At 64.4% G+C, this 26,027-nt stretch carries 15 protein-coding genes; 6 read left to right on the plus strand and 9 right to left on the minus strand.

Annotated elements, in window-relative coordinates:
- Nucleotides 1-8: 8 nt before the first annotated feature.
- Together BCEP18194_RS24935 and BCEP18194_RS41295 are read left to right on the plus strand one after the other, a co-directional pair.
- A complete protein-coding gene (locus BCEP18194_RS24935; protein ID WP_011354041.1) occupies nt 9-2,123 on the plus strand; it encodes a phosphocholine-specific phospholipase C in 2,115 nt (704 codons plus the stop codon).
- A 704-nt stretch (nt 2,124-2,827) separates the two neighbouring features.
- Nucleotides 2,828-3,181, plus strand: a complete 354-nt coding sequence (locus BCEP18194_RS41295; RefSeq protein WP_157687231.1) for a hypothetical protein — start codon at nt 2,828-2,830, stop codon at nt 3,179-3,181.
- Nucleotides 3,182-3,227: 46 nt separating this feature from the next.
- Here the strand turns inward: BCEP18194_RS41295 and BCEP18194_RS24940 are convergent, their stop codons facing one another.
- Both BCEP18194_RS24940 and BCEP18194_RS24945 read right to left on the minus strand, forming a co-directional pair.
- On the minus strand, nt 3,228-3,926 hold the full coding sequence (locus BCEP18194_RS24940; RefSeq protein ID WP_011354042.1) for a class I SAM-dependent methyltransferase: 699 nt from the start codon (nt 3,924-3,926) through the stop codon (nt 3,228-3,230).
- A gap of 99 nt (nt 3,927-4,025) precedes the next feature.
- Nucleotides 4,026-5,348, minus strand: a complete 1,323-nt coding sequence (locus BCEP18194_RS24945; RefSeq protein WP_011354043.1) for a hypothetical protein — start codon at nt 5,346-5,348, stop codon at nt 4,026-4,028.
- Nucleotides 5,349-5,398: 50 nt separating this feature from the next.
- Here BCEP18194_RS24945 and BCEP18194_RS24950 point away from each other — a divergent pair, with 50 nt between their 5' ends.
- The 4 genes from BCEP18194_RS24950 (at nt 5,399) to BCEP18194_RS24965 (ending at nt 9,038) form a co-directional block, all read left to right on the plus strand.
- A complete protein-coding gene (locus tag BCEP18194_RS24950; protein ID WP_157687232.1) occupies nt 5,399-5,656 on the plus strand; it encodes a hypothetical protein in 258 nt (85 codons plus the stop codon).
- 136 nt (nt 5,657-5,792) lie between these two features.
- On the plus strand, nt 5,793-6,935 hold the full coding sequence (locus BCEP18194_RS24955; RefSeq protein WP_011354045.1) for a DUF2827 domain-containing protein: 1,143 nt from the start codon (nt 5,793-5,795) through the stop codon (nt 6,933-6,935).
- 789 nt (nt 6,936-7,724) lie between these two features.
- Complete coding sequence (locus tag BCEP18194_RS24960) at nt 7,725-8,528, plus strand: EAL domain-containing protein (protein ID WP_041493180.1); 804 nt, start codon at nt 7,725-7,727, stop codon at nt 8,526-8,528.
- 93 nt (nt 8,529-8,621) lie between these two features.
- A complete protein-coding gene (locus BCEP18194_RS24965) occupies nt 8,622-9,038 on the plus strand; it encodes a hypothetical protein (protein WP_011354047.1) in 417 nt (138 codons plus the stop codon).
- Nucleotides 9,039-9,136: 98 nt separating this feature from the next.
- Here BCEP18194_RS24965 and BCEP18194_RS24970 read toward each other — a convergent pair whose 3' ends face one another.
- The 7 genes from BCEP18194_RS24970 to BCEP18194_RS41300 form a co-directional block, all read right to left on the minus strand.
- The gene (locus tag BCEP18194_RS24970; RefSeq protein WP_011354048.1) at nt 9,137-11,110 is read right to left on the minus strand and encodes an FkbM family methyltransferase; all 1,974 of its coding nucleotides are present in this window, start codon (nt 11,108-11,110) and stop codon (nt 9,137-9,139) included.
- A gap of 24 nt (nt 11,111-11,134) precedes the next feature.
- Nucleotides 11,135-12,271 carry a DUF2827 family protein gene (locus BCEP18194_RS24975; protein WP_011354049.1) on the minus strand — a complete coding sequence of 379 codons (1,137 nt, stop codon included), beginning with the start codon at nt 12,269-12,271 and terminating at the stop codon, nt 11,135-11,137.
- A 27-nt stretch (nt 12,272-12,298) separates the two neighbouring features.
- On the minus strand, nt 12,299-12,763 hold the full coding sequence (locus BCEP18194_RS24980) for a DUF4019 domain-containing protein (protein ID WP_011354050.1): 465 nt from the start codon (nt 12,761-12,763) through the stop codon (nt 12,299-12,301).
- A gap of 34 nt (nt 12,764-12,797) precedes the next feature.
- Entirely contained in the window at nt 12,798-13,952 is a 1,155-nt protein-coding gene (locus tag BCEP18194_RS24985) for a DUF2827 domain-containing protein (protein ID WP_011354051.1), read from the minus strand.
- 14 nt (nt 13,953-13,966) lie between these two features.
- A complete protein-coding gene (locus BCEP18194_RS24990) occupies nt 13,967-15,112 on the minus strand; it encodes a DUF2827 domain-containing protein (RefSeq protein ID WP_011354052.1) in 1,146 nt (381 codons plus the stop codon).
- Between the two features lie 401 nt (nt 15,113-15,513).
- Nucleotides 15,514-16,176, minus strand: a complete 663-nt coding sequence (locus tag BCEP18194_RS24995) for an OmpA family protein (RefSeq protein ID WP_011354053.1) — start codon at nt 16,174-16,176, stop codon at nt 15,514-15,516.
- Nucleotides 16,177-16,300: 124 nt separating this feature from the next.
- A complete protein-coding gene (locus BCEP18194_RS41300) occupies nt 16,301-24,901 on the minus strand; it encodes an ESPR-type extended signal peptide-containing protein (RefSeq protein ID WP_011354054.1) in 8,601 nt (2,866 codons plus the stop codon).
- Nucleotides 24,902-26,027 lie beyond the last annotated feature (1,126 nt).

Below are 26,027 nucleotides of genomic sequence, written 5' to 3' on the forward strand. Positions count from 1 at the left end.
CAACCAGCATGGCCACCCATTCGCGACGCGATTTTCTGAAGTTCTCCGCCGGCCTCGCCGGTGCGACCGCCGCCACCGCACTGCTGCCCGAATCGATCCGCAAGGCGCTGGCGATCGAGCCGAATTCCGTGACGGGCACGATCCAGGATGTCCAGCACATCGTCGTGTTCATGCAGGAGAACCGTTCGTTCGACCACTACCTCGGTCATCTGAGCGGCGTGCGCGGCTATAACGACCGCTTCCCGGTCACGCTGCCGAACGGCAAGCCGGTGTGGTTCCAGCCGCGGCAGGAGGACAAGACGAGCGTGATCGCGCCGTTCCGCTACGACACGACCAACCCGGGCGTCAACGCGCAGTGCATCGGCGGCTTGCCGCATACGTGGGCGACGACGCACGGCGCGATCGACAACGGTCGCGCGGATCAATGGGCGGTGCAGAAGTCGAACATGACGATGGGCTACCACGTCCGCGACGACATCCCGTTCCATTACGCGCTCGCGGACGCGTTCACCGTGTGCGACAACTACTTCTGCTCGATTCCAGGCAACACGCACCCGAACCGCATGTACCTGATGACGGGCATGGTCGACCCGCTCGGCACGGGCGGCGGCCCGCTGCTCGACAACACCGACTACATCGACAATCAGTTCGACAAGATCCAGTTGCCGCCCTTCAGCTGGACGACGTATCCGGAGCGCCTCGAGAAAGCGGGCATCTCGTGGCAGATCTACCAGCAGGGCACCGGGTTCGACAACTTCACCGGCAACTACGGCACGAACATGCTCGCGTGCTTCAACAACTTCGTGAATGCGCCGGCCGGCTCGTCGCTGCAGACGCGCGGGATGAGCACGCGCCCGATCACGCAGCTGAAGGCCGACGTGCAGGCGAACGCGCTGCCGCAGGTATCGTGGCTGCTGCCGCCCGCCGCGTATTCGGAGCATCCGAAGTTCACGCCGCTGTATGGCGCGTACTACCTGTCGACGATTCTCGATGCACTGACGTCGAATCCGGAGGTCTGGAGCAAGACCGTCCTGCTGATCATGTACGACGAGAACGACGGCTTCTTCGATCACGTCGTGCCGCCGTCGGCGCCGACGCTGCCGGGTTCCGGCATGAGCACCGTGGATGTGTCGCTCGAGCGGCACAACGTCGTGACCTCGACGCAAACGGGCACGTACACGGCCGACAACCTGCCGTACGGCCTGGGCCCGCGCGTGCCGATGTTCGTGGTCTCGCCGTGGTCGAAGGGCGGCTTCGTCTGCTCGCAGGTGTTCGATCACACGTCGGTGCTGCAATTCATCGAGAAGCGCTTCGGCGTGATGGAAACGAACATCTCGCCGTGGCGTCGCGCGATCTGCGGCGACCTGACGTCGGCGCTCGACTTCTCGAAATCGGATGCCACGCTGCCGACTTTGCCGAGCACTCAGGCGTATGTCGCGCAGGCGGACCTGCAGTGCTCGCGCGCGTCGTCGCAGACCGCGCCGGCCAGCACCGCGCAGCAGGTCGTGACGGCGCAGGAGGCCGGCACGCGGCCGGCGCGCGCGCTGCCGTACGAGCTGCACGTGACCGGCCAGCTGCAGGCGCAGGGCTACGCGCTGACGTTCGCGAATACCGGCACGCAGGGCGCGCACTTCTGGGTCTATACGGGTGACGCGACCGCGATGCCGCGCCGCTACACGGTCGAAGCGGGCAAGCAGCTGACCGATACGTGGGCGCTCGACGCGAACGGCAACTACCTGGTGAGCGTGTGGGGCCCGAACGGTTATTTCCGGCGCTTCGCGGGTTCGGCCGCGGCGGATGCCGGCGCGAAGCCCGAAATCACGCCGTGCTACGACACCGCCAACGGCGACGTGTACGTGACGATCGCCAACGCGGGCACCGGCACGCTGACGGTCACGGCGACCGATGTCGCGTACGGCGGCGCAGCGCGCACGCTGACGGTGCCGGCAGGGCAGCGCGTCGAGGCGCACTGGGATCTGTCGTGCAGCAGCCACTGGTACGACCTGCAGTTCGTGGTGGCGGGGAACGCAGGCTGGACGCGCCGCATCGCGGGGCACGTCGAAACCGGCAAGCCGAGCCTCACCGACCCGGCTGCTGTTGCGCCGACGATGACGGCGATCTGACCGTAGCCCGTGCGTGCCGGCCACCCGCCTGCGCGCGCCGAGAGTATGGAGGCACCCTGGTGGCGCATTGGCGGTTGGCCAACGGGGTGCTGTCGCGACGCCGCGCCTGGTTGAGTGTCGGGCCGTTGCGGACACGGCAGGGTAGCGATTCGAGTCGCAAGCCACGTCCCTGCAAACGAATTCCATCTGCGTGCCTGCGAAAACCGGTCGTGCCATGCGATCGGCTTGCGCGTCATGGGCGTCGCATTCGTTCATCCCTCTTCATGTGCGCGTTGCACGAGGTTCGTCGCTTCGAATCATCGGCGTCGATGTCCTTTCCGGTTGCTGGGTTGTTTGCGCCGCCGGCCGTCGGACGTCCGCCAGCGGATGCGCATGCCCCGTCATGCGTGAGCAACCCGGCTCGTCGCCCGTGGCTTCCGCACCGGAAAGACCCGCGCGCGAAGGTGCGACTTTGACTCCGATATGCGCGTAAACGACTCGGCGAAATTGAATTGCATAATAAATTTCAGGTAATCGCGGTGCGTTCCTATTCCGGAGTCCGACGAAGGAATGGGCTGGCTGAATCGTCGTAACGATTGCGAATCGCTGGTTGATAATATTGCGTCGGATTTGATGTTGATGCCGGAGTATGCGTGACGTATGCTTTTCTCTCCCGGGGAGATAACGGGAAATTTCACTCTCTATAAATTTTATAAAGGGTTGTCATGAAATCACTCGCTACTGCTGTTTTTGCATTGTATTTGATTGGCACTGCTATCAGTGCCAATGCGCAGTCAACCGGATCGACGATCGTGCTTCAGTGTTCGTCGCCGTCCGGCGGAACGTGCACGGCTACTGGGGCCGTGGTGCCGCAGAGCAATCCGGCCGGGGCACTTGGTTTCATCTGGCGCGGCGAGAACATTATCACGACGCCGATTGATGGAAGAACCGTCAACGTTCAATGTTTGTCTGGACAGCGTGGCAAATTGACCGCGCTCAGTTCCGCGCCGAGGGGCGATTTTTCGGCTACCGTTGTTATCGACTGTAGCCCGGCGCCCAGTTCATCGCCCGTTTCGTAAATCGAAAAAAGGGCGCCGCCTGGCGCCTTTTTTCCTTGGTGTGAAATCAGAACGGGCGAAATACCGCAAATTGATCGCCATCGATTTTTTCCATGTACCGGGAGTCATGGAGTGTCAGGTTGACCGGCTGGAGCATATTTTCATTCGCGGCCTCCTGTTCGCTGCTGGCGCGCGTATTGAATAGATTCGAATTGTTTGCGGAATTCACAAGCGAATCAAGACGCATCGCGTTCCAGTCGAGGTGCCCTCTGAGCAGGTAGAAGTGCATGACCCCGCATTGCTGATGCGCCCAGAAGTCATGCCACACGAATGAATCGGGCCGCCAGACGGAGTTGTGGCTCTCGAAGTACGACGCTCCGCTCATCGGCATGCACTCGGGAGTCGAGATGATGATGTACCGCGATCGATAGTTGAGGAACTCCAGCAAATCGCGACCGTGGGAGTGACGCATGTGTTCGATCACGTCTCCCAGGATGACCGTGTCATACGCGTCACCGGATCGTTCATAGAGCGTGTCGCTGACGCCGGAAATGATGTCGTCGTACCCGTTCTCGATCAGGAAGGGATGTGTCTCCTCGTCGCATTCCAGCGCCGTAAAACGGCAATCCGGCACGACCTGCTTGAGCAGCCGCCCGTATTTCCCGCCGCCAGCCCCGATATCCAGAATGCTGTTCGGGTTGATCGCCTTGACGAGATGCTGAGTGAGTTGGTCGAAGGTCGGCCACGAATACCCGATCTGTTCCATGCTGATCTCCCGTCAAGGCTGGTTCGAAAAATGGATCGTGGCCATGTAGCGGCACCACGCATTCGTGCGCCGTCGCGTTGGCCACCGTGAACGAGGGCGTCAGCGCAGCACGCCGTCGTCGTGCGCCATCATCAGCGCCCGCATCGCGGACCACATCCCGTAGTAATGCACGATATAGCTGTCCGCACGGCGAAACAGCCAGGGCGTGTTGAAGCGGATGAGATCGTCCACGCCTTCACCGTGCAATTGCCCGTCGTGCTCCATCGCGCGAATGAAATGCAGCTGGTCGCCATCGCTCGCGTAGACGCTCGACCGGTCGTGCAGCGCGGCGATCGTCGTCATCATGTCGCGCAGCATCGCGTCGTTGCGCCCGGTGCGCCGGAACGCCATCACGCCCGAGTTGAACGCCCACTGGCCGATGTCGTGCGCGAGCAGCCAGTCGCGGCCTTCGAGCAGCGGCGCCAGTGGTTTCTGCTGGTCCGAGATCAGCACGTCGGCATCGAGCCACACGACCCATTCGTGATGCTGCAGGTACGCATGCAGCAGCCACGGCTTGAACCAGTTGCCGGTCGCGTTCAGGCCGATCTCGGCCGGAATGTCGCGATGCACGTAGAGCGTGTAGCCGTGCGTGTCGCAGTAGCGCCGGAAATTCCGTTCGGCGACGCGCGCATAGCTGCCGATGTTCGGCGTGTAGAGCGTCATCAACGCAATCGGGCGGCCCGGATTGTAGGTGCTGCGCTCCGCGGCTTCGTCCGGCGTGTTCGCGGCGGCGTGATCGAACGAAAACATCGGCCGGCCGGCGGCCCGGCATCGATTGATGTACGCCACGAGCGTATCGCGGAAGCGCGGCGTCGTGCCTTTCCGTTCGGGATCGTGCGGCGTGTCGTCGATGCTGATCGCGAACGTCGGTTCGCGGCTCCACATCGGATCGAGGTCGGGGCTGGTCGGCATGACCGGATACAGCCCGTCGATCGGCGTCATGTAGTGATGCGTGCCGAACTCCGCGAACAGCGCGGCCTCCGAGGTCAGCCGCGGTTCGCTGCCGAGCTTGCAGCGCTGCACGAGCTGCATCACGATCGCCCGCACGGCCGCCGTATTGCGCCAGACCTGTACGTCGACTTGCGGCAGCGGGGGCGCGAACGCGTCGACGAACAACATGTCGCGGCCGCTCATCAGGCGATCGAGCGCGACGGGCTCGATGATCGCCGCATCTTCGCTGAGCAACAGCACGAGTTCGCCGGGCTGCGCGCCGCGCAGCACATGGAGCAGGGATTCGTAGCGATAGAGCGGCCGCAACGGCAGCGTCTGCGGCATCGCGGACGCGTCGACGATTTCGTGGCGATATCCGTGCGCCTGCGCGTATTGCCGGTGATTCTCGAGGCTGGCGGGCGCGTCGTGGCTGAAATGGCTGAGGACGATCATCGCGCGCTCCGGCGGCCGCGAAGCGGGTGACGGCGGGCGCCGGGCGCGGGGTGTTTGCGCGCGGCATCGCGGCCGGGCACGCGTTCGTGCGCGTGCCGCCGCTGTTCGTGATGGATTGCCCGGAAGACTTGCGCGGCGTCGCGTTCCATTCTGTCAGCCATTTTTCCGCAGCGTTGCTGCGAAGTCGTTTTCTGCCCGCGCTGGATGCCGATACCGCCCGGCCATCCCCCGGCATGCCGGTAGCGCGGCTGGTCGCCGGAGTATCGCATAACCCGCTCGCGGATTTGCATGCGCCGGCCGCGCGCTGACCATCCCTGACAGTATGGGGCCGGCGCTCCGCTAGAATGCCGGGTTGCCGCCGGCGAGCGCCGCTTGACGCGGGCGGCGCTTCGCGCGCTACACTGCGTCCATTCCATCCCCATCCAACCTTCCATCCCGCCGACGATGACGTCTCCTGTCCTGAACGGCCTGCGCATCGGTATCACGATCGGACTGCGTGCCCCCGACGAAAGCCTGTGGATCAACGGCATCAAGCAGAACGCGCTGTTTCTCGCGAAACTGCTGATGGCGTCGCCGCACGGCTACCGTGTGACGCTGGTCAACACCACCGATGTGCCGCTCACCGACGCGCTGCCGTGGGATCGCAACGTGTACGACACGCGCCCGTTCGCCGACATGAAGGATTCGCTCGACGTGGTGATCGAGCTCGGCGGGCAGATCGACGGCGAACAGACGGCGTACCTGAAGTCGCGCGGTGCGAAGCTCGTCAGCTACTGCTGCGGTGTCGAGTACATCAACGCGATGGAATCGATGCTGTTCGGCCGCCGGATGTGGGATTCGCTGTTCATCAACCGCGGCTACGACGAGGTGTGGGCGATTCCGCAGATCGCGCCGTCGTCGCTGCCGTTCCTGCAGTCGCTGCGCCGCTGCCCGGGGCGCGTCGTGCCGTTCGTGTGGGACCCGATGTTCCTGAGCGCGCGCGCCGCGTCGCTGCCCGGGAATGGCGAATACCGGCCGCGCAGCGAGCCCGGCAAGCGGCTGACCGTGATGGAGCCGAACCACAACGTCGTGAAGTTCTGCGTGTACCCGATGCTGATCATCGACGAAGCGTATCGTCGCGATCCCGACGCGGTCTGCTTCGCGCACGTGACGAATGCCGACCGCCTCGCGCACGACAGCCCCGAGTTCGTGATGCTGATGAACTACCTCGACATCGTGCGCGCGGGCAAGGCGAGCTTCGTCGGGCGCTTCGATACGCCGCTGTTCCTGGCCGACCTGACCGATATCGTCGTGTCGCACCAATGGTCGAACCCGCTCAACTATTTCTATTTCGACGTGTGCTGGCAGGGCTATCCGCTCGTGCACAACGCGAGCCTCGCGCCTGATCTCGGCTACTACTATCCGGACAACGACGTGCAGCAGGGCGCCGATGCGCTGCTGCGCGCACTGCATTCGCACGACGACGACTGGGAAGCGTACACGCGGCGCCAGCGCGAGATCCTCGGCCGCTATACGTCGGCGAATCCGGCACTCGTTGCCGAATACGACGCGCTGCTCGCGAACCTGGTCGGCGGCTCGGCCGCATAAGGCCCGATTTTTCGGACGGCGCACACCGTTGCGCCGAATCCCGCCATCGGGATTGTCCCGCCCTAATGTCTGACGAAATAATGCCGTTAAAAAAGAAACCGCCGAACCCGATCGGTTCGACGGTTTTTTGAAGGCACGAATTTGACGGCTCCGAGGGAAGTCCGTCAGAAATCATTTTATAGGTTAACAAGTATTCAAGATTGTTAAACATGTTTCAATCGATAATCTTCATATGAATTAAATTGATATTATCGAATCAAGGTGGTTTGATTCCGGTTTGGATATTTAATAATTCGTTTGAAACGAGAAAATTGAATGCTGCGATGATCGAATGACGTGCGGCAGCCGATTTTCGGTGACGCGCAAACCGGGCGACCGGCCTCCGTGGCGGGGCCGGCAGCGATTGCCGGCAGTGCTTCACGGGCCGGTATTTATCTGATCAATCGAGAATTTCCTGATTTTCGGGGCCCGTGAATTGCGGGAAAATTGAGTCGGGCAAGGTTGTTTAGACGAGAATAATAAACGGCGTCCGGATCAGGGTTCCGCAATTTGCGTTAGTGTGACCTGTCGCACAGTCGGTATCGCGCGTACATGGTGTATTTCCAGTAACTGAATATCGTTGAAAAATATCGAATTTGACGGCGCGCCGAAGCGAAAAGTACGCTCCCGGAAAAGATCGACATAACAGGATGGGCCGGGTAGGCGGCGGAGCGCGTCATGGTCGGCTTGCTTCGCATGTTTCTTGAGGTCGAGCCGCGATCGGCGGCTCGCCATTTGCCGGAGCGCCGGATGAATGCGGTCGAAGCTCGCCTGGAGGCGAATCGGGAAGCGAATCGTGACGAAATCGATCTCGTGTTCGGCGCCCCCGACGATCATCCCGACCTCGCGTCGGTACGCAGTTTCGTGGAAAGCCGGCTCGGGTTCGCGCAAGAGCCCGTGTGCCGGGCCGACCTGTCGGGCGGTGTGCTGTACCAGGAATGCCTGGCGCGATTGCGGTGGGGCGAGCGCGATGCGCTGCCGCCGATCGCGTTCCTGCCGCGTCTCGAGGCGCTCGGGCTGATGCGGTGGTTCGACCGGCTCGTGGTCGGCCGGACGATCGACGCGCTGCGCGCCGATCCGGCTGCCGTCTACGGCTGCAATGTGGCGGCGGCGAGCGCGGTGGTCGACGACGCGTGGCTGGCCATCTTCAGGCGGCTCGAGCGCGAGCCGTCGGTCGCGGCGCGGCTGGTAGTCGAGATCACGGAGACGGGGCCGCTGAATCCCGTCGCGGGGCGATCGTTCGTGAACCGCTTCCGGCAAGCCGGGTGCCGCATCGCGATCGACGATTTCGGTGTCGGCTTCAGCGCCTTGAACAACCTGGTGGTCGGCAATCCCGACATCGTGAAGCTCGACCGGTCGATCCTGTCGTTGATCAAGCGCAACGCGATCGGGCGCTACCAGTTCCGCCGGCTGATCGCGTTCGCGCACGAAGGTGCGCGACACGTCGTCGTCGAAGGCGTGGAGAGCGAGGTCGACCGTCAGATCATCGTGGATGCCGGCGTCGCGTGGGCGCAGGGCATCCGTTTTTCATGGCGGTCGCCGGCCGCCGCGTGACGGCGCGGGAACAGGCGAGGTGGCGTGCATGATGCACGCCGATGTCGGGCGTGATCGGCGCGTGGCCGGGACGAATCGCAAAGGGGCGTGAGCATGGCAGGGACGAAGGCCGGAGGCGGGACGGGCACGCAGGTGGCCGGTGCGCGCGACCTCGTCGCGATCGCCGAGCTCGCCGACATGCTGTGGCAACTGGGCGCCGAATCGACCGATGTGCCGATCGACGTCGCGCCGTATCTCGACGGCCTGAAAGCCATTGCGCGTCGCATCCAGCGAATGGCACCGCTCGACGCCGGCGGCCGCGAGCTGGCGGCGCGGCACTATTACGCGGGCGTCATCGGGGGCGCGTGCGGCGACGATTCGGCCATCGCGCGGGGCGTATCCGACAGCCTCGTCAAGCAATCCGGCGGCGCCAGCCGGCCGGTCGTGCATTGCTTCGCGGTGCTCGCTCGGATGGGACGGCGGCATGGCCGTACGTTCGCCGCGCAGAGCGGCGATCGGGTGCTGGTCTAGCGCCTGTTCACGCCAGTCACGGGCCCTGGCACAGCGCGAGGCGCGCGGCCCGCGTCGACCTCATTCGCACGCAGCGGCCCCGATCCGCATCAAATCGATCAATCCTTCCCGAATCCGCCGAGCACGAACGCCATCGCGCGGTCGACCGCGTCGTCCCATTGCCCGATGCGCGAGGCGCGCACGATCCGGATGCCTGGATAGAGCGGGGTACGCGCGCCGGTTTCCCAGCGTGCGTCGGCCTTCGGGCTGAGCAGCAGCACGGCCGGCACGCCGAGCGCGCCGGCGAGGTGAATGTGCGCGGTGCAGGTGGTCACCACGGCGTCCAGCGCCAGCATCAGCGCAGCCAGGTCGCTGAAATCGCCGATCGCGTGATGCGGGAACGTCACCGGCAGGTCCGATTGCTCGGACTGTGCGGACAGGTCGCGGTTGATGCAGTACGCGGCGTGGCCGTGCATTCGCGTCAGCGGCGCGAGGTCGCGCAGGCTGGCCGCGCGATGAAAGCGTGCGTCGCTTTCGTCGCGCCCGCGCCAGTTGAGCCCGATGCGGCGCGTGCCGTCGGGATGGCCATCGTGCCGCACGCGCTCGCGCCACGCGGCCGCGTGCTCGGGCGGGCACGACAGGTATGCGGCCGCCGACCCTTTGGGCGCCGGTGCGTAGCCGAACTGTGCGGCGAGCACCAGGAACGAACACCAGTAGTCGTGCGCGATCTGCGACGTGTCGACCCACGCGCCGTGCGCACCGATGAATTCGATGTGCGGGAACGTGTGACGCAGCAGGCCCGTCAGCGCGTCCGGAACGACGACGGTCACGCTCGTGCAGCCGAGCGTGTCGAGCGCGCCGAGGTAGCGCGCGTACTGGAGCTGGTCGCCGACGCCGCCGTAGCTGATTACCAGCAGCCGCTTGCCTTGCAGCGGCTGGCCCTGGTAGAGCCGCTCCGTCGGCAGCCCGAACTGCGCGGCCGTCAGGACGTTTTCGCTTGCAAGGGTGGCGCGGGCGGCTTCGTCGCGCCGGCCGGCGCGCAGCAGCAGCATCGAACGCATCAGCTCGATGTCGCCGCGCGTCGCGTCGGGGAGCGCGGCCGGATCGCCGAAGCGCTCGAGTGCCGCAAGCCCCGCGTCGGGCGCACCGGCGAAGCCGTAGCACGACGCGAGTTGCAACGCGATCGCGTCGTCGTCGAGCCCGCGGCCGCGCGCGCGTTGCCAGCGGTCGATCGCATGCCCCCACTCGCAGCGCGACTCGTGGTCGAGCGCGCGGTTCCAGTTCGTTTCGGGTGCGTCGGTGTCGGCGGCGGGCGCCGCTGGCGGGGACGTATCGGCTTCGGCCGTCGTTTCGATGGCGATCGGCTCGAACGAGATGGCCAGCCGCTGCGGGTCCCAGCGCGCGTTCGGCACGCAAAGCAGATTCAGTTTGTCGACCCGGTAGAACGTGTAGTCGAGGCCGGCAAAGGCGGCGATGATCGGCGCTTCGCCGACTTTCCAGTATTCGACCCAGCACCACGGCAGATGCGTCTCGATCAGCCGGCGCGCGCCGCGTAGCGCGTCGATCTCCATCCCTTCGATGTCGAGCTTCAGGAAATCCAGCCGCGGCAGGCCGAGCGAATCGAGCGTGATGACCGGCGTCGGCGTGCCGCCTTCCGCGTGTGCGTCGACGAGCGAGATCTGGCCGAAATCGGTGTCCTGCCCGTAATCGACGTCGGGTACCTTCATCGTGCCGTTGACGCCCGCGAGCCCCATGTTCAGCAGATGGACGTTGTCGAGCTGGTTGAGCGCGACGGTGCCGCCGAGCGCATGGAACAGCGTACGCTGCGGCTCGAACGCGTACACGCGGCCGCCGCGCGCGCGCAGCCGGTGCGCGATCGGCACGCACACGAGCCCCGCATTCGCACCGCCGTCCACGGCGATCGCATCGTCCGGCAACTGGTCGATCACCTGCAGGATCGCGTCGAGCTCGGGCTGGATGTGCGGCCGCCCGGTCTTTATCAGCGCCTCGGCCTGAAACTCGCAGTGCCGGTTGATGACGAACGGACCGTGAATCGAATCGATCACGACGAAATTGCGGACGATCTGATTCATGGGCGGGAGCGTGGACGGATGGGGTCAGCCGAGCGTGCGGCCGGCGAACAGTTGCTGGATCTGCGCGGAATACGCATGGACGTTGTGCTCGGCGTGCGTGTCGACCTGGTGCAGGCAGCGGCGGGCCGCGGCCGCATAGTCGTCGAGCCGCGCGTCGTGCGTCTGCGCGGCGGTCGCGATCGCACGCGCCGCATCGAAGATCTCGAAGTCCGGGTAGTAGTAGCCGACGTCGCGCAGGAACGGCGAGTTGTGCACGAGCGGGTAGTTGCCGTACAGCGCGTCGTACAGCAGGTAGTTGAGGCCGTTTTCCCAGTGATGGGACACGACGATGTCGGTGTGATGCGCGGCCCATGCGACGAACGGTGCGCGCACGTCGGCGGTGGCCTTGCCGTCGCGCACCATCTCGAGCCCGAGCGCGAGATGCTTGAAGGCGACGTTTTCCTTCTTGTCGAACGTGTTGGTCATGAACACGTGCTCGACGAGTTCCGGATGCTCGATGTAGCACGCGTTCGCGGCGAGCATCGGCACGATCGCGCTCTTCACGACGTTCAGGTTCGGCTCGAAGAACGCGATGCGCTTCGCGGTGCCGTGGTTGCGATAGCCGAAGCGCGCCTTCAACTCAGGATCGGCGTCGAGGCTGCGCTCGATGAAATACGGCGACCAGATGTGCGGCAGCTCGATCACCGGCGCGCGATAGACGGCCTGGAAATAGGCCGCGCACGTGTGCATGTGCTGCGGGTTGGTCCAGATCTCGTCGAACTGCACGCGGTTCGGGTTCGGCCGCCACGAGTTCTTCTCGAAGTTGATCGTCTCGACGGCGATCACGTAGTCGTTGCCGAAGCGGTACGACACGCACTTGCCGCCGCGCCGGCGCACGGCCTCGGTGTGGGTCGAATCGATGAACGCGTTCATCTCGATCAGCAGGTCGGTCTGGTGGACGACGGCCGACAGCGGCCGCAGCGCGTCGCCGAACGCGTCCATCATCAGCGCTTGCGGATAGTCGGTGATGCCGTCGTCGTGCGCGAGCCAGACCTCGCCGATCAGCGGCGACTGCTTCAGCAGCATGTACAGGTACACGCAGTGCTGGTTCGCGCCGTTGTACCAGATCGACTGCGTCGCGTCGCGCTGCACGTTCATCGTTATCGCGACATTGATCTTCATGTTGTCTCCGTGTCGTCGGCGCGATGCCTATTTCGCGATGTCCCGGATCCTGCGCGGCGCGTAGCCGGTCAGATGCCAATGCCCGTCGCCTTCGAGGCGGAAGCTCACTTTTTCGTATACCGTCGCCCCGGTGGTCAACGTCGTCACATAGTCGACGCTCGCATACAGGCCATCGGGTACCGTCGTCGCATTCGTGTAGCGATCGCGGGAGATTCGTTCCCAGTCTCGGTGGCGCACCATGGCGACCGTTTGCCATGCGCCACGGAGATCGCTTGCGAACTGCTCCTGCTTGAAGCGGGTCTTGATGAAATCGGCCGAGTCGAGCCAGAGGTCGTTGAACTGACCGGCTGCGAGTTGCTTGAATACTTTGTCGGCGTCCTGCAGCAATTCATTCGCGGAATCTCCCGCGGATTGCGCGTGCGCGCTGAATGCCAGCGACGCGACGGCGAAGCCGATCAGCCATTTCGCGCGAGTGAAGGTCAGTACATGCATGTCGGGCTCCGAAGCAGAGGGTTCGCGTCAAGCGTCACGCGTCGCGATAGAGCGACGCGATCGCGTCCGAATACGCGGCGACGTTCTGCGGGTTGTAGATGCTGACGGAGCTGAGCACGTGCTTCGACTCCTCGCGGTACGCCTCGAGGTTTGCGTCATGCTCGGCGAACGCCTTCAGCAGCGCGCGGCCGCCGGCCTGGCAGTCGAAGTCCGGGTAGAAATACCCGGCCTTGCCGAGGAACGGCGAGTTGTGGATCAGCGGGTAGTCGCCGTACAGCAGTTCGTAGTACAGGTAGTTCTGTGCGTTTTCCCACGTGTGCGACACCACCGCATCGCCGTACGCGGCCATGAACTCGTACACCGCGTAGCGGCTTTCGAACGTCGTGATCCCGTGGTTCACGATGTCGAGGCTCTTCGCGAAATGGACGAACGTCGCATGTTCCTTCAGGTGCAGCGTGTTGCACACGCGCACGAACTCGAGGAAATCCGGTTTCGCGCGATACGCTTCCTCGGCCACCAGCATCGGGATGACGCTCGTCTTCACCATGCAGATGTTCGGCTCGAACATCGTCACGCGCCAGCGCGGCTTGCCGGGCTCATAGCCGAACGACAGCCCGGCGCCGAGCGTCGCGCGCGCCTTGTCGAACAGCATCGGATGCCAGATGTGCGGGACGATCGTGACGGGCGCGCGCAGGCCTGTCTGGTAATAGTGCAGGCACGAGCGCTCGAACTCGGGAATCGTCCACACGGCGTCGTATGGCGCGCCCGAGAACAGGAAACCCGACGGCTTGTCGAACATCGCGCGCTCGATGTCGATCACGTAGTCGTTGCCGACGCGCATCGTGACGACCTTGCCGCCGCGCTCGCGGAACGTGCGCAGGTAGTCGGCGCCGAACTGCGCGCTCATTTCGATCAGCACGTCGCAGCGCTGCAGCGCTTCGTCCATCGACAGCAGCGGCACGTCCCATTCGCCGAGCATCATCTGCGGATCGGCGATCTGCTCGCCACCGTTCACCATCACGGCTTCCGCGACGAGCGGCGACTGGCGCAGCAGCAGGATCAGCAGCAGGCAGTTCTGGAAGATGCCGTTTTCCCACAGCGACTGGCCGGCGCCGCGCACGAACAGCGACACGCCGACGACGAGACGCTTGCCCTCGCCGGGCGCTTGACGGGCATTGGAGTCCGACATGCGTATTCTCCGGTTCAGGCGACCAGACGCGAGACAAACGCGTCGAGGTTCGCGGGGTTGTCGATCGAGACCGATTGCAGCAGCCGGTCGGCCTTCGCGCGGTAGTCGTCGAGGCGTTCGTCGTGATGAAGCCACGCTTCGAGCAGCGCCCGGCCGCCCGCCGCGGAATCGAAGTCCGGGTAGTAATAGCCGGCGTCGCCGATCAGCGTCGAGTTGTGGATCAGCGGGTAGCCGCCATACAGCACGTCGTAATACAGGTAGTTCTGCCCGTTTTCCCAGTGGTGCGACACGACCGCGTCCGCATGGCGCGCCATGAAGCCCGGCAGGTCGAGGCGCGGCTCGAAGGTGGCCTTGTGCTGGCGCACGAGATCGAGGCTGTTCGCGAAGTGCACGAAGGTCGGATGCTCCTTCATGTGCAGCGCGTTTACCACGAACATGTGCTGAACCGCGTCCGGGCGCGCACGGTAGAACTCGTCGCACGCGAGCATCGGGTAATGGCAGGACTTGGCGACCGAGATGTTCGGTTCGAGCATCGCCAGGTGCCACGGGCGGCGGCCCGGCCGATAGCCGAACGTCGCGCCTTCCGCGGCGAGCGCGGCGATGCGACGCTCGAGGAAGTACGGCGACCAGATGTGCGGCATCAGGTGAACCGGTGCGCGCAGGATGGTCTGCAGCATCGGCGCCGCGGTCTTGTCGTATTGCGGCAGCAGCCACACTTCGTCGAACGGCGCACCGTTGAAGATGTGCCCCGACGGTTTGCCGAAGATCGGGGTTTCGCACAGGCCGGCGTATACGTGCCCGCAGAAGAACGCGGCGATTTTCTTGCCGAGCGCCTTCATGTGCCTGAGCCATTCCACCGGCAGCTGCGCGCCCATTTCGATCACGACGTCAAGTTCGTGCGTGACGTCGGAGGGTTTCACGAGCGGGATGTCGAGGCCGTCGAGTTCGAGGCCGGCCGGCAGCGCGTTGGCGTCGCCGCCGTTCAGGAAGTAGACGGGGCCGACGCGATCCGAGCGCTTGAGCATCATCGCGAGGAACGCGATGTTCTGGTGTATGCCGTTTTCCCAGATCGCCTGGCCGTCGCGCGCAAACAGCGAGATGCCGACCGCCGGCCGTTGCTTGCGGGTGCCGCCCGAGGCGGCTTCAATGATGTCCGTCACCGGTTGGTTTCCTCTGCGGCGTCGTGCGTCCGGGCATCGCGTCGAGCGTCTGGCCTGGAAGCGGCGCGCCGTGGATTGTCATGGTTGCAGGTGCGCCGGTGCGCCGCGGCGGGCGAATCGGGCGACCGGGTTCGCGAGGGCGGCAGCCGGTTTCCGGCGTGTCGTCGGGCACGCCGGCACGGCGTGCGATTCGGGCAGGCTGCCCCGGCGACTGTCTGCGGCGATTGTGGCACGGAAACCGCCGGTTTTGGCAGGACGTGACGAACTTTGACATAGCCGCCGGCCAACGGAAACGGGCGCCGGCGAAGCGGCGCCCGGGCGGTCCGGCGGAGGTCGGGGGCGAGCCCGGCGCGGCGCTGGCGGCCGGCCGGATCGGGGCGCCGCGCGCGGCGGCGGCCCGCTCAGTGCTGCAGGCGGATTTCGACGCGGCGGTTGCTGGCGCGGCCTTCCGGCGTCGCGTTGGACGCGACCGGATCGGCCTTGCCGCGGCCCGTGACCGTCAGCGAGTCGGTCTTCAGGCCGTGCGCCTTCAGGTACGTCGCGACGGATTCGGCGCGGCGCTTCGACAGCGCGAGGTTGTAGTCGTCGCTGCCCACCGAATCCGTAAAGCCGGTGACGCTCACCTGCGAGTACGTGTGGTCGGCACGCTCGCTCAGCAGCCGGTCGAGCGATTCGCGCGCGGTCGGGGCGAGCGTCGCGTGATCGGTCGCGAACAGCGCGTCGCCCGACAGGTTCACCTGTTCGACGACGGCAGCGGCCGGCGCGGCGGCCGACGCCGCTTCGGCCGGTGCCGCGCCGCACTGGAACACGAGCGTCGTGGGATCGGATTTGTCGCGCAGCGCACGGGCCGAGTCGACGGCGCGCACCGGCTCTTCGCCGCAAATCTTGCGGGCGGCCTTCATGCAGGTCTGCGGGCCCGACAGCAGGCCGCTGCAGTTCACCTGGAAGGTCCGCACGCCGTCGCGCGGCTGCAGTTCGGAGGCGCTGAAGGTCGGGCCGGATGCGGTCGAGCACGCGGCGAGGGCCGTTGCGGAAAGTGCGAGCGCAAGAGCGAGTTTGTTCACGGTTACATCCTCAATGCTTGGGTTGACTGAAGCCCGCCACGGGTGGCGCGGCGGGCTCGTCCGGCCGTCGGGGCCGCCGCGGGCCGCCCGGCTGGCGAGCCGGGCGGCCTGGCGGCGCGACGCGTTACTTCCACTGGTACAGCATGCCGGCGCCGATCACCTTCTGCCCGCCGCTGAAGCCGCCGTTGATCGACGCTTTCAGGTTCTCCGTGATGCGAGCCTGCATGTTGACCGCCATCGCCTTCTGGCCGAGGAAGGTCGACGTACCCACGCCCATCCCGAAGTTGGCGTCGCGATCGAGCTGCGGGATCGATGCCATCGCGCCGACGGCCGCGATACCCTGCTTCGCCATCTGGTCGGTCTGCTGCAGTTGCGAACCCAGCGAGTTGATCTGCGCCTGCTGGCCCGACAGTGCCGTCGACAGCGTCGTCTGCACTTGCGTCAGCTGGTTCACGTTCACCGCGTCGGTGCCTTGCGTACCCGGTGCGACGTTCGTGATCTGGCGCTGCTGCGTGTCGCTACCGACCGACACCACGTTCGAGCGGCCGCCGTCCGTCGAATTCGCGCCGATCGCCACCGAGTTCGAACCCGCGGTGACGGTCGGGACGTCGGTGCCCTTGCCGTTCATGTCGGCCGCGATGCCGTTGTTGTTGGCGGCGCGCGTCGTGTTGTTGTTGATCGTCGTCGACAGCGAGTTCAACGTGTTGTTGATGTTGGTGACGCCGGTCGACAGCGAGGCTACGTTGCTGTTCGTCGTGCTAAGGCCGGTGGACAGCGAGCCGATGCCGGTCGAGGTCGACGTCGACAGCGAGTTGACGTTGCTGTTCGTCGTGCTCAGGCCCGTCGACAGCGAGTTGATCGCGGTCGAGGTCGACGTGGACAGCGAGGCCACGTTGCTGTTCGTCGCGCTCAGGCCGGTGGACAGCGAGTTGATGCCCGTCGACAGCGACGCGACGTTCGACGCGGTCGACGTCGACAGCGTGTTGATCGCGTTGTTCGTCGCGTTGAGCTGGCTGCCGTTGATCGCGTCCGTGCTGCTGGCCGAGATCCGGCCCGCGGCGACGTTCGTGATCTGGCGTTCCTGGCCCGGTGCACCGACGCTCACCACGCCGACCGGCGAGCTGCCCTGGAAGAAGTACGTGACACCGCCGATCGTGGCGCTCGATGTCGGGTTCGCGGTGCTCGTGACCGAGTTCGCGCCGAGTGCGATCGAGTTGGCGACGTTGGCCTGTGCGTTCGTACCGAAGGCGAGTGCGTCGGCGGCGGTTGCCTTCGCAGCCGAGCCGTAGGCCTGTGCACCGACGGCGTTGGCCGTGGCCTGGTTGCCGAGTGCGATCGTGTTGTCGGCGAGCGCCTGGTTGGAGCTGCCGAGGGCGAGCGCGCTGGCGCCGTTGGCCGTGTTCGCGTTGCCGAGCGCCACTGCGCCGTTGCCGGTCGCCGTGTCGTTCGCGCCCATCGCCACCGCGCCGGTACCCGTTGCGATGCTCGGGTCGCCGATCGCGACTGCGCCGTCGCCGCTTGCCGTGTTGCCGGAGCCGATCGACACGGCCTTGCCGCCCGTTGCCGATGCGTTCTGGCCGATCGCGACCGCGCCGTTCGTCTGCGCGTTCGAACCGTCGCCGACTGCCACGCTGCTGTTGCCTGCTGCGCTGGCGTTCACGCCGGCGGCGAGGGAGTTGATACCCACCGCGCCCTTGTTGTCGTAGTTGCCTTGTGTCGTGCCGTTGTCGTTGACGCTGTAGTAGTGCGTCTTCGCGTCATTGATCGCGGTCGAGGTCGAGGTCGACAGCGACGACACCGAGCTGTTCGTGCTGCTCAGGCCGGTGGACAGCGAGCCGATGCCGGTCGAGGTCGACGTGGACAGCGACAGGATCGTGCTGTTCGTGCTGCTCAGGCCGGTGGACAGCGAGGTGATGCCGGTCGAGGTCGAAGTCGACAGGGAGCTGATCGAGCTGTTGGCCGACGACAGGCCGGTCGAGGTCGAAGTCGACAGGGAGCCGATCGAGCTGTTCGCCGACGAGAGGCCGGTCGAGGTCGAGGTCGACAGGGAGCTGATCGAGCTGTTCGCCGACGAGAGGCCGGTCGACGTGGAGGTCGACAGGGAACCGATCGAGCTGTTGGCCGACGACAAGCCGGTCGAGGTCGAGGTCGACAGGGAGCCGATCGAGCTGTTGGCCGACGAGAGGCCGGTCGACGTGGAGGTCGACAGCGAGCCGATCGAGCTATTGGCCGACGAGAGGCCGGTCGACGTGGAGGTCGACAGGGAGCCGATCGAGCTGTTCGCCGACGACAAGCCGGTCGAGGTCGAAGTGGACAGGGAGCCGATCGAGCTGTTAGCCGACGACAGGCCGGTCGAGGTCGAAGTCGACAGCGAGTCGATCGAGCTGTTGGCCGACGACAAGCCGGTCGAGGTCGAGGTCGACAGGGAGCCGATCGAGCTGTTGGCCGACGACAAGCCGGTCGAGGTCGAGGTCGACAGCGAGCCGATCGAGCTGTTGGCCGACGACAGGCCGGTCGAGGTCGAAGTCGACAGCGAGCCGATCGAGCTGTTGGCCGACGACAGACCCGTCGAGGTCGAGGTGGACAGCGAGCCGATCGAGCTGTTAGCCGACGACAGACCGGTCGACGTGGAAGTCGACAGCGACGTCACCGAACTATTCGTCGAGCTGAGGCCCGTCGACAGCGAACCGATTGAGCTGTTAGCCGACGAGAGGCCGGTCGACGTGGAGGTCGACAGGGAGCCGATCGAGCTGTTGGCCGACGAGAGGCCGGTCGAGGTCGAGGTCGACAGGGAGCCGATCGAGCTGTTGGCCGACGACAGACCCGTCGAGGTCGAGGTGGACAGGGAGCCGATCGAGCTGTTAGCCGACGACAGGCCGGTCGAGGTCGAAGTCGACAGCGAGTCGATCGAGCTGTTGGCCGACGAGAGGCCGGTCGACGTCGAAGTCGACAGGGAGCCGATCGAGCTGTTTGCCGAGGACAGGCCCGTCGAGGTCGAGGTCGACAGGGAGCCGATCGAGCTGTTTGCCGAGGACAGGCCCGTCGAGGTCGAGGTCGACAGGGAGCCGATCGAGCTGTTGGCCGACGACAGGCCGGTCGACGTCGAAGTCGACAGGGAGCCGATCGAGCTGTTAGCCGACGACAGACCCGTCGACGTGGAAGTCGACAGCGAGGTGATCGAGCTGTTGGCCGACGACAGACCCGTCGAGGTCGAAGTCGACAGCGAATCGATCGAGCTGTTGGCCGACGACAGGCCGGTCGACGTCGAGGTCGACAGGGAGCCGATCGAGCTGTTAGCCGACGACAGACCCGTCGACGTGGAAGTCGACAGCGAGGTGATCGAGCTGTTGGCCGACGACAGACCCGTCGAGGTCGAAGTCGACAGCGAATCGATCGAGCTGTTGGCCGACGACAGGCCGGTCGACGTGGAGGTCGACAGCGAGGTGATCGAGCTGTTGGCCGACGACAGGCCGGTCGACGTCGAGGTCGACAGGGAGCCGATCGAGCTGTTAGCCGACGACAGGCCAGTCGACGTGGAGGTCGACAGCGACGTGATCGAGCTGTTAGCCGACGACAGGCCGGTCGAGGTCGACGTGGACAGCGACGTGATCGAGCTGTTGGCCGACGAGAGACCCGTCGAAGTCGAGGTCGACAGCGAGCCGATCGAGCTGTTCGCCGACGACAGACCCGTCGAGGTCGACGTGGACAGCGAATCGATCGAGCTGTTAGCCGACGAGAGGCCGGTCGAGGTCGAGGTGGACAGCGAGGTGATCGAGCTGTTTGCCGAAGAGAGGCCGGTCGAGGTCGAAGTCGAGAGCGAAGTGATCGAGCTGTTAGCCGACGAGAGGCCGGTCGAGGTCGAAGTCGACAGCGACGTGACCGAGCTGTTCGTCGACGACAGACCCGTCGACGTGGAGGTCGACAGCGAATCGATCGAGCTGTTAGCCGACGAGAGGCCGGTCGAGGTCGAGGTGGACAGCGAGGTGATCGAGCTGTTTGCCGAAGAGAGGCCGGTCGAGGTCGAAGTCGAGAGCGAAGTGATCGAGCTGTTGGCCGACGAGAGACCGGTCGAGGTCGAAGTCGACAGCGACGTGACCGAGCTGTTCGTCGACGACAGACCCGTCGACGTGGAGGTCGACAGCGAATCGATCGAGCTGTTAGCCGACGAGAGGCCGGTCGAGGTCGAGGTGGACAGCGAGGTGATCGAGCTGTTTGCCGAAGAGAGGCCGGTCGAGGTCGAAGTCGAGAGCGAGGTGATCGAGCTGTTTGCCGAAGAGAGGCCGGTCGAGGTCGAAGTCGAGAGCGAAGTGATCGAGCTATTCGCCGACGACAGACCCGTCGAAGTCGAGGTCGACAGCGAGCCGATCGAGCTGTTGGCCGACGAGAGGCCGGTCGAGGTCGAGGTGGACAGCGAGGTGACCGAGCTGTTCGTCGACGACAGACCCGTCGACGTGGAGGTCGACAGCGAGTCGATCGAGCTATTCGCCGACGACAGACCCGTCGAAGTCGAGGTCGACAGCGAGCCGATCGAGCTGTTTGCCGAAGAGAGGCCGGTCGAGGTCGAAGTCGACAGCGAAGTGATCGAGCTGTTCGCCGACGAGAGGCCGGTCGAGGTCGAAGTCGACAGCGAAGTGATCGAGCTGTTCGCCGACGAGAGGCCGGTCGAGGTCGAAGTCGACAGCGAAGTGACCGAGCTGTTCGTCGACGAGAGGCCGGTCGAGGTCGAAGTCGACAGCGAAGTGACCGAGCTGTTCGTCGACGAGAGGCCGGTCGAGGTCGAGGTGGACAGCGACGTGACCGAGCTGTTCGTCGACGACAGGCCGGTCGACGTGGAAGTCGACAGCGAATCGATCGAGCTGTTGGCCGAGGACAGACCCGTCGAGGTCGAAGTCGAGAGCGAAGTGATCGAGCTATTCGCCGACGACAGACCCGTCGAAGTCGAGGTCGACAGCGAGCCGATCGAGCTGTTGGCCGACGAGAGGCCGGTCGAGGTCGAGGTGGACAGCGAGGTGACCGAGCTGTTCGTCGACGACAGACCCGTCGACGTGGAGGTCGACAGCGAATCGATCGAGCTGTTGGCCGAGGACAGACCCGTCGAGGTCGAAGTCGAGAGCGAAGTGATCGAGCTGTTAGCCGATGACAGACCGGTCGACGTCGAAGTCGACAGCGAGGTGACCGAGCTATTGGTCGACGAGAGACCGGTCGAGAGCGAGCCGATCGAGCTGTTGGCCGACGACAGACCGGTCGACGTCGAAGTCGACAGTGAGGTGACCGAGCTATTGGTCGACGAGAGGCCGGTCGAGAGCGAACCGATCGAGCTGGTGGCCGACGACAGACCCGTCGACGTCGACGTCGACAGCGACGAAATGGCGCTGGTCGCGCTACCAACCTGTTGGGCGACCGAATAGAGCTGGCTACCGTTGATCGCGTCGGTGCTGGTCTCGGTCACCTGGCCGGCAGCGACGTTGGTGATCTGCCGTTCTGTGTTGTGGTCGCCGACGCTAACGGTGCCGACCGGCGTGGCGCCAGCAAATCCGCTGAACGTAACGCCGTTGACGGTTGCGCTGCTCGTGGGGTTGGCCGCGGCGGTCACCGAATTGGCGCCGAGCGCGACGGAGTTGTTCGTGCCGGCGGATGCGCCGTTGCCAATGGCAATGGCATTGTTGGCGCTGCCGACGGCGCCGGTGCCGATGGCGACGGCGTCGGTGCCGGTCGCGGTGCTGTCGGCGCCGTTCGAGTTCGCGTGGAAGTACTTGATGCCCTGGCTGTTGATGTTGTTGATCGCCGAGCCGACGCTGTTGGCGGTCGACGTCGTGCCGTTCGCGTTATAAGTCGTGTACGCCGGCGCGGAAACCGTCCCGGTCGTCGGGTCGTACGTGGACCCGCCGCCGAGTGCCGACGCCGTGCTGGTGCCAAGGTTGTTCGTCTTGGTCGTAATCGTGCTCAGACCCGTCGACGTCGAGGTCGACAGCGAAGTGACCGAGCTATTCGTCGAAGACAGGCCGGTCGACAGCGAGCCGATCGAACTGTTTGCCGACGACAGACCCGTCGACGTCGAGGTCGACAGCGAAGTGACCGAGCTATTCGTCGAAGACAGGCCGGTCGACAGCGAGCCGATCGAACTGTTTGCCGACGACAGACCCGTCGACGTAGAAGTCGACAGCGACGTAACCGAGCTATTGGTCGACGAGAGGCCGGTGGACAGCGAGCCGATCGAGCTGGTGGCCGACGACAAACCGGTCGAGGTCGAAGTCGACAGCGAAGTGACCGAGCTATTGGTCGAGCTGAGGCCGGTGGACAGCGAGCCGATCGAGCTGTTGGCGGACGACAGACCGGTCGAGGTCGAAGTCGACAGCGACGTCACCGAGCTATTGGTCGAGCTGAGGCCGGTGGACAGTGAGCCGATCGAGCTGTTGGCCGACGAGAGGCCGGTCGAGGTCGAAGTCGACAGCGAGGTGATCGAGCTGTTGGCGGACGACAGACCGGTCGAGGTCGAAGTCGACAGCGACGTCACCGAGCTATTGGTCGAGCTGAGGCCGGTGGACAGTGAGCCGATCGAGCTGTTGGCCGACGACAGGCCGGTCGAGGTCGAAGTCGACAGCGAGGTGATCGAGCTGTTAGCCGACGACAGACCGGTCGAAGTCGAAGTCGACAGCGACGTCACCGAGCTATTGGTCGACGAGAGGCCGGTGGACAGCGAACCGATCGAGCTGTTTGCCGACGACAGGCCGGTCGAGGTCGAGGTGGACAGCGAGGTGATCGAGCTGTTAGCCGACGACAGACCGGTCGAAGTCGAAGTCGACAGCGACGTCACCGAGCTATTGGTCGACGAGAGGCCGGTGGACAGCGAACCGATCGAGCTGTTTGCCGACGACAGGCCGGTCGAGGTCGAGGTGGACAGCGAGGTGATCGAGCTGTTAGCCGACGACAGACCGGTCGAAGTCGAAGTCGACAGCGACGTCACCGAGCTATTCGTCGAGCTAAGGCCCGTGGACAGCGAACCGATCGAGCTGTTTGCCGACGACAGACCGGTCGAGGTCGAGGTGGACAGCGAGGTGATCGAGCTGTTAGCCGACGACAGACCCGTCGACGTGGAAGTCGACAGCGACGTCACCGAGCTATTCGTCGAGCTAAGGCCCGTGGACAACGAACCGATCGAGCTGGTGGCCGACGACAGGCCGGTCGAGGTCGAGGTGGACAGCGAGGTGATCGAGCTATTAGCCGACGAGAGACCCGTCGACGTGGAAGTCGACAGCGACGTCACCGAGCTATTCGTCGAGCTAAGGCCCGTGGACAGCGAACCGATCGAGCTATTGGCCGACGAGAGGCCAGTCGAAGTTGAAGTCGACAGCGAAGTGATCGAGCTGTTGGCCGACGAGAGACCCGTCGACGTGGAGGTCGACAGCGAAGTGACCGAGCTATTGGTCGACGAGAGGCCGGTGGACAGCGAGCCGATCGAGCTATTGGCCGACGAGAGGCCAGTCGAGGTTGAAGTCGACAGCGACGTCACCGAGCTATTGGTCGACGAGAGGCCGGTTGACAGTGAACCGATCGAGCTGGTGGCCGATGAAAGACCGGTCGACGTGGAAGTCGACAGCGACGTCACCGAGCTATTCGTCGAGCTGAGGCCGGTGGACAGCGAACCGATCGAGCTGTTGGCGGACGACAGCCCCGTCGAGGTCGAGGTCGACAGCGAGGTGGTCGAGCTATTGGCCGAGCTCAGGCCCGTAGACAGTGAAGTGACGGAGCTGTTGGTCGAGCTGAGGCCGGTGGACAGCGACTTGACCGAGCTGTTGGTCGAACTGAGCCCGGTGGAAAGCGAGGTGATCGAGCTATTGGCCGACGACAGGCCGGTCGAGGTCGACGTGGACAGCGAGGTGACCGAGCTATTGGCCGACGACAGACCGGTCGAGGTCGACGTGGACAGCGAGGTGATCGAGCTGTTGGCCGACGAAATCCCCGTCGCAGTCGAGGTCGACAACGAATAAAGCTGACTGCCGTTGATCGCATCGGTGCTGGTCGACGACACGGTGCCCGGCGCGACGTTGACGATCCGGCGTTGCGTCGTGCTGTTCCCGACGCTGAAGACGTTCGATTGCCCGCCATCCGTACTGCCGTTACCCAGCGCGACGCTCCCGCTGCCCGTCGAGCTCGCGCCTGCGCCGATGGCGGTGCTTTGGGAGTTCGACGCCGTAGCGCCGTACCCGACTGCCATGGCGCCGTTGCCGGACGCGGTTGCCGCGTAGCCGATGGCCGTCGTCTGGCTGTTGGTCGCTTTCGCGCTGTTCCCGAGGGCCGTACCTTGCGCGCCCGATGCGGTGGACATGTTGCCGATAGCGGTCGACCCCTGGCCCGACGCGGTCGTGGTGTCACCGATTGCGGTACTGCCAAAGCCACCGGCAGTGGCCACCGTGCCGATGGCAATGTTGGCGTTCGTGCCGTCGGCGCCCGCCGAGGCGTTGTAGCCGTTGTTGGTCGCAGAGTTGGCCGCGCCGGTGGAGACGTTCGACACCCCCGAACCGATCGCCAGGTTGTTCGCCAGCGCCGATTCGGCTGGCGCTAATCCGAGCGCAAGCGCAAGCGCGATGCCGGCTCCGACCTGGCCGACCAGGCCCGATTTCAAAACGGCCGACTTGTTCGGCTTGCCCCGTGCCGAGTCGTGTTCCGATGCGGCGACCCATGCGCCGAGGGATTCGTTCCAGATCGAGCGGTATGTGCGGTTCATGTCCTGCTACCTCCAAATATGCACGCCACACACCGATCTCTTTCGTTAGAGGAATACTCCGTGCGCTCGCGCGAATCTCAAAATTGATGGGCGGAGTTTATTGGAGGAGGATTTTTCAGATTGATAAAAAGTGATAAATGGAGGGTATTGAAAGTTAAAGGATGGTTAATACATCGCGTTTTGATGTATCGGCTCAGAATGTATTGGAAAGTTGTAAGAATGTTGAATGTAGGGTTTGGATTTCCTGGGTGCGTTTCTGTTTTTCGTATAAAAATCATGATGTTATGGTTGTTTTGTGCGATAGGTCACACACCGTTTTGGACCAATTGTAAGACAAATGAAATAGCAAACGTTTGCGAGATAAGCAATCCTTTCGTTGTTGTAATATTTGTCGATGGGCTGATGGATAATATGATTGCTATCTTGTTAATTTGTTAATTCGTGATTTTGAGGTCGATTTTCTATTTATTATGCGGATTAACTATAAATCAATTTAATTTGAAATTGAGAACATCGGGCTGTGCTGAATTGCGCATCTCGTCCGCTGCGATGGCCCGCGCGACGGGCGTTCCGGGCCGGTTGGCTCGTCGAATTTGTAAAAAAGTGCTACGGGGCGGCAGGTCGGGCCGTCATCATTCATCTTTCGAATTTGTCCTATTGACTATTTCGGCGATGGTGAAAATTGAATGGGGTTCGAAGACGGGGCGAACCCGTCAGGGAGGCGGGCCCTGCGTCGGCGGTGCGCCTGCTGGCGACAGGTTGTTAAAGACGCTGTCCGGCGTCGGCGGCGACGTCCCCGATTCGTCAAATTCCGGGTGTGACAATTTGTCCGCGCGCGCCGAAGCACCGAAGAAAAAAGGGTGCGAGTGAGTGTGTCGGGGGCGCCACATCCGACAGGCCGATGCAGGTCGGTGCGGTCCCGCACCGTATGCGATGGGGCGACTTCGAGCGGGCGGCGGGCAGGGCGGCCCAGGTGATGCGGCTTGCCGTGGAAGTACGACGAGCGCGTAGCGAAGTTCGAACGCGGCCCGGGTCGCGGGTCGCCCAACAGAACGGAGCGCTGGGCTCCGCGTATCGCTTGCCGCGCGGCCGTATGCAGGCGATGCCGTTGCCGACGGCCGGATCC

Source organism: Burkholderia lata (genome assembly GCF_000012945.1).
In the GTDB taxonomy this organism is placed as follows: Bacteria; Pseudomonadota; Gammaproteobacteria; order Burkholderiales; family Burkholderiaceae; genus Burkholderia; species Burkholderia lata.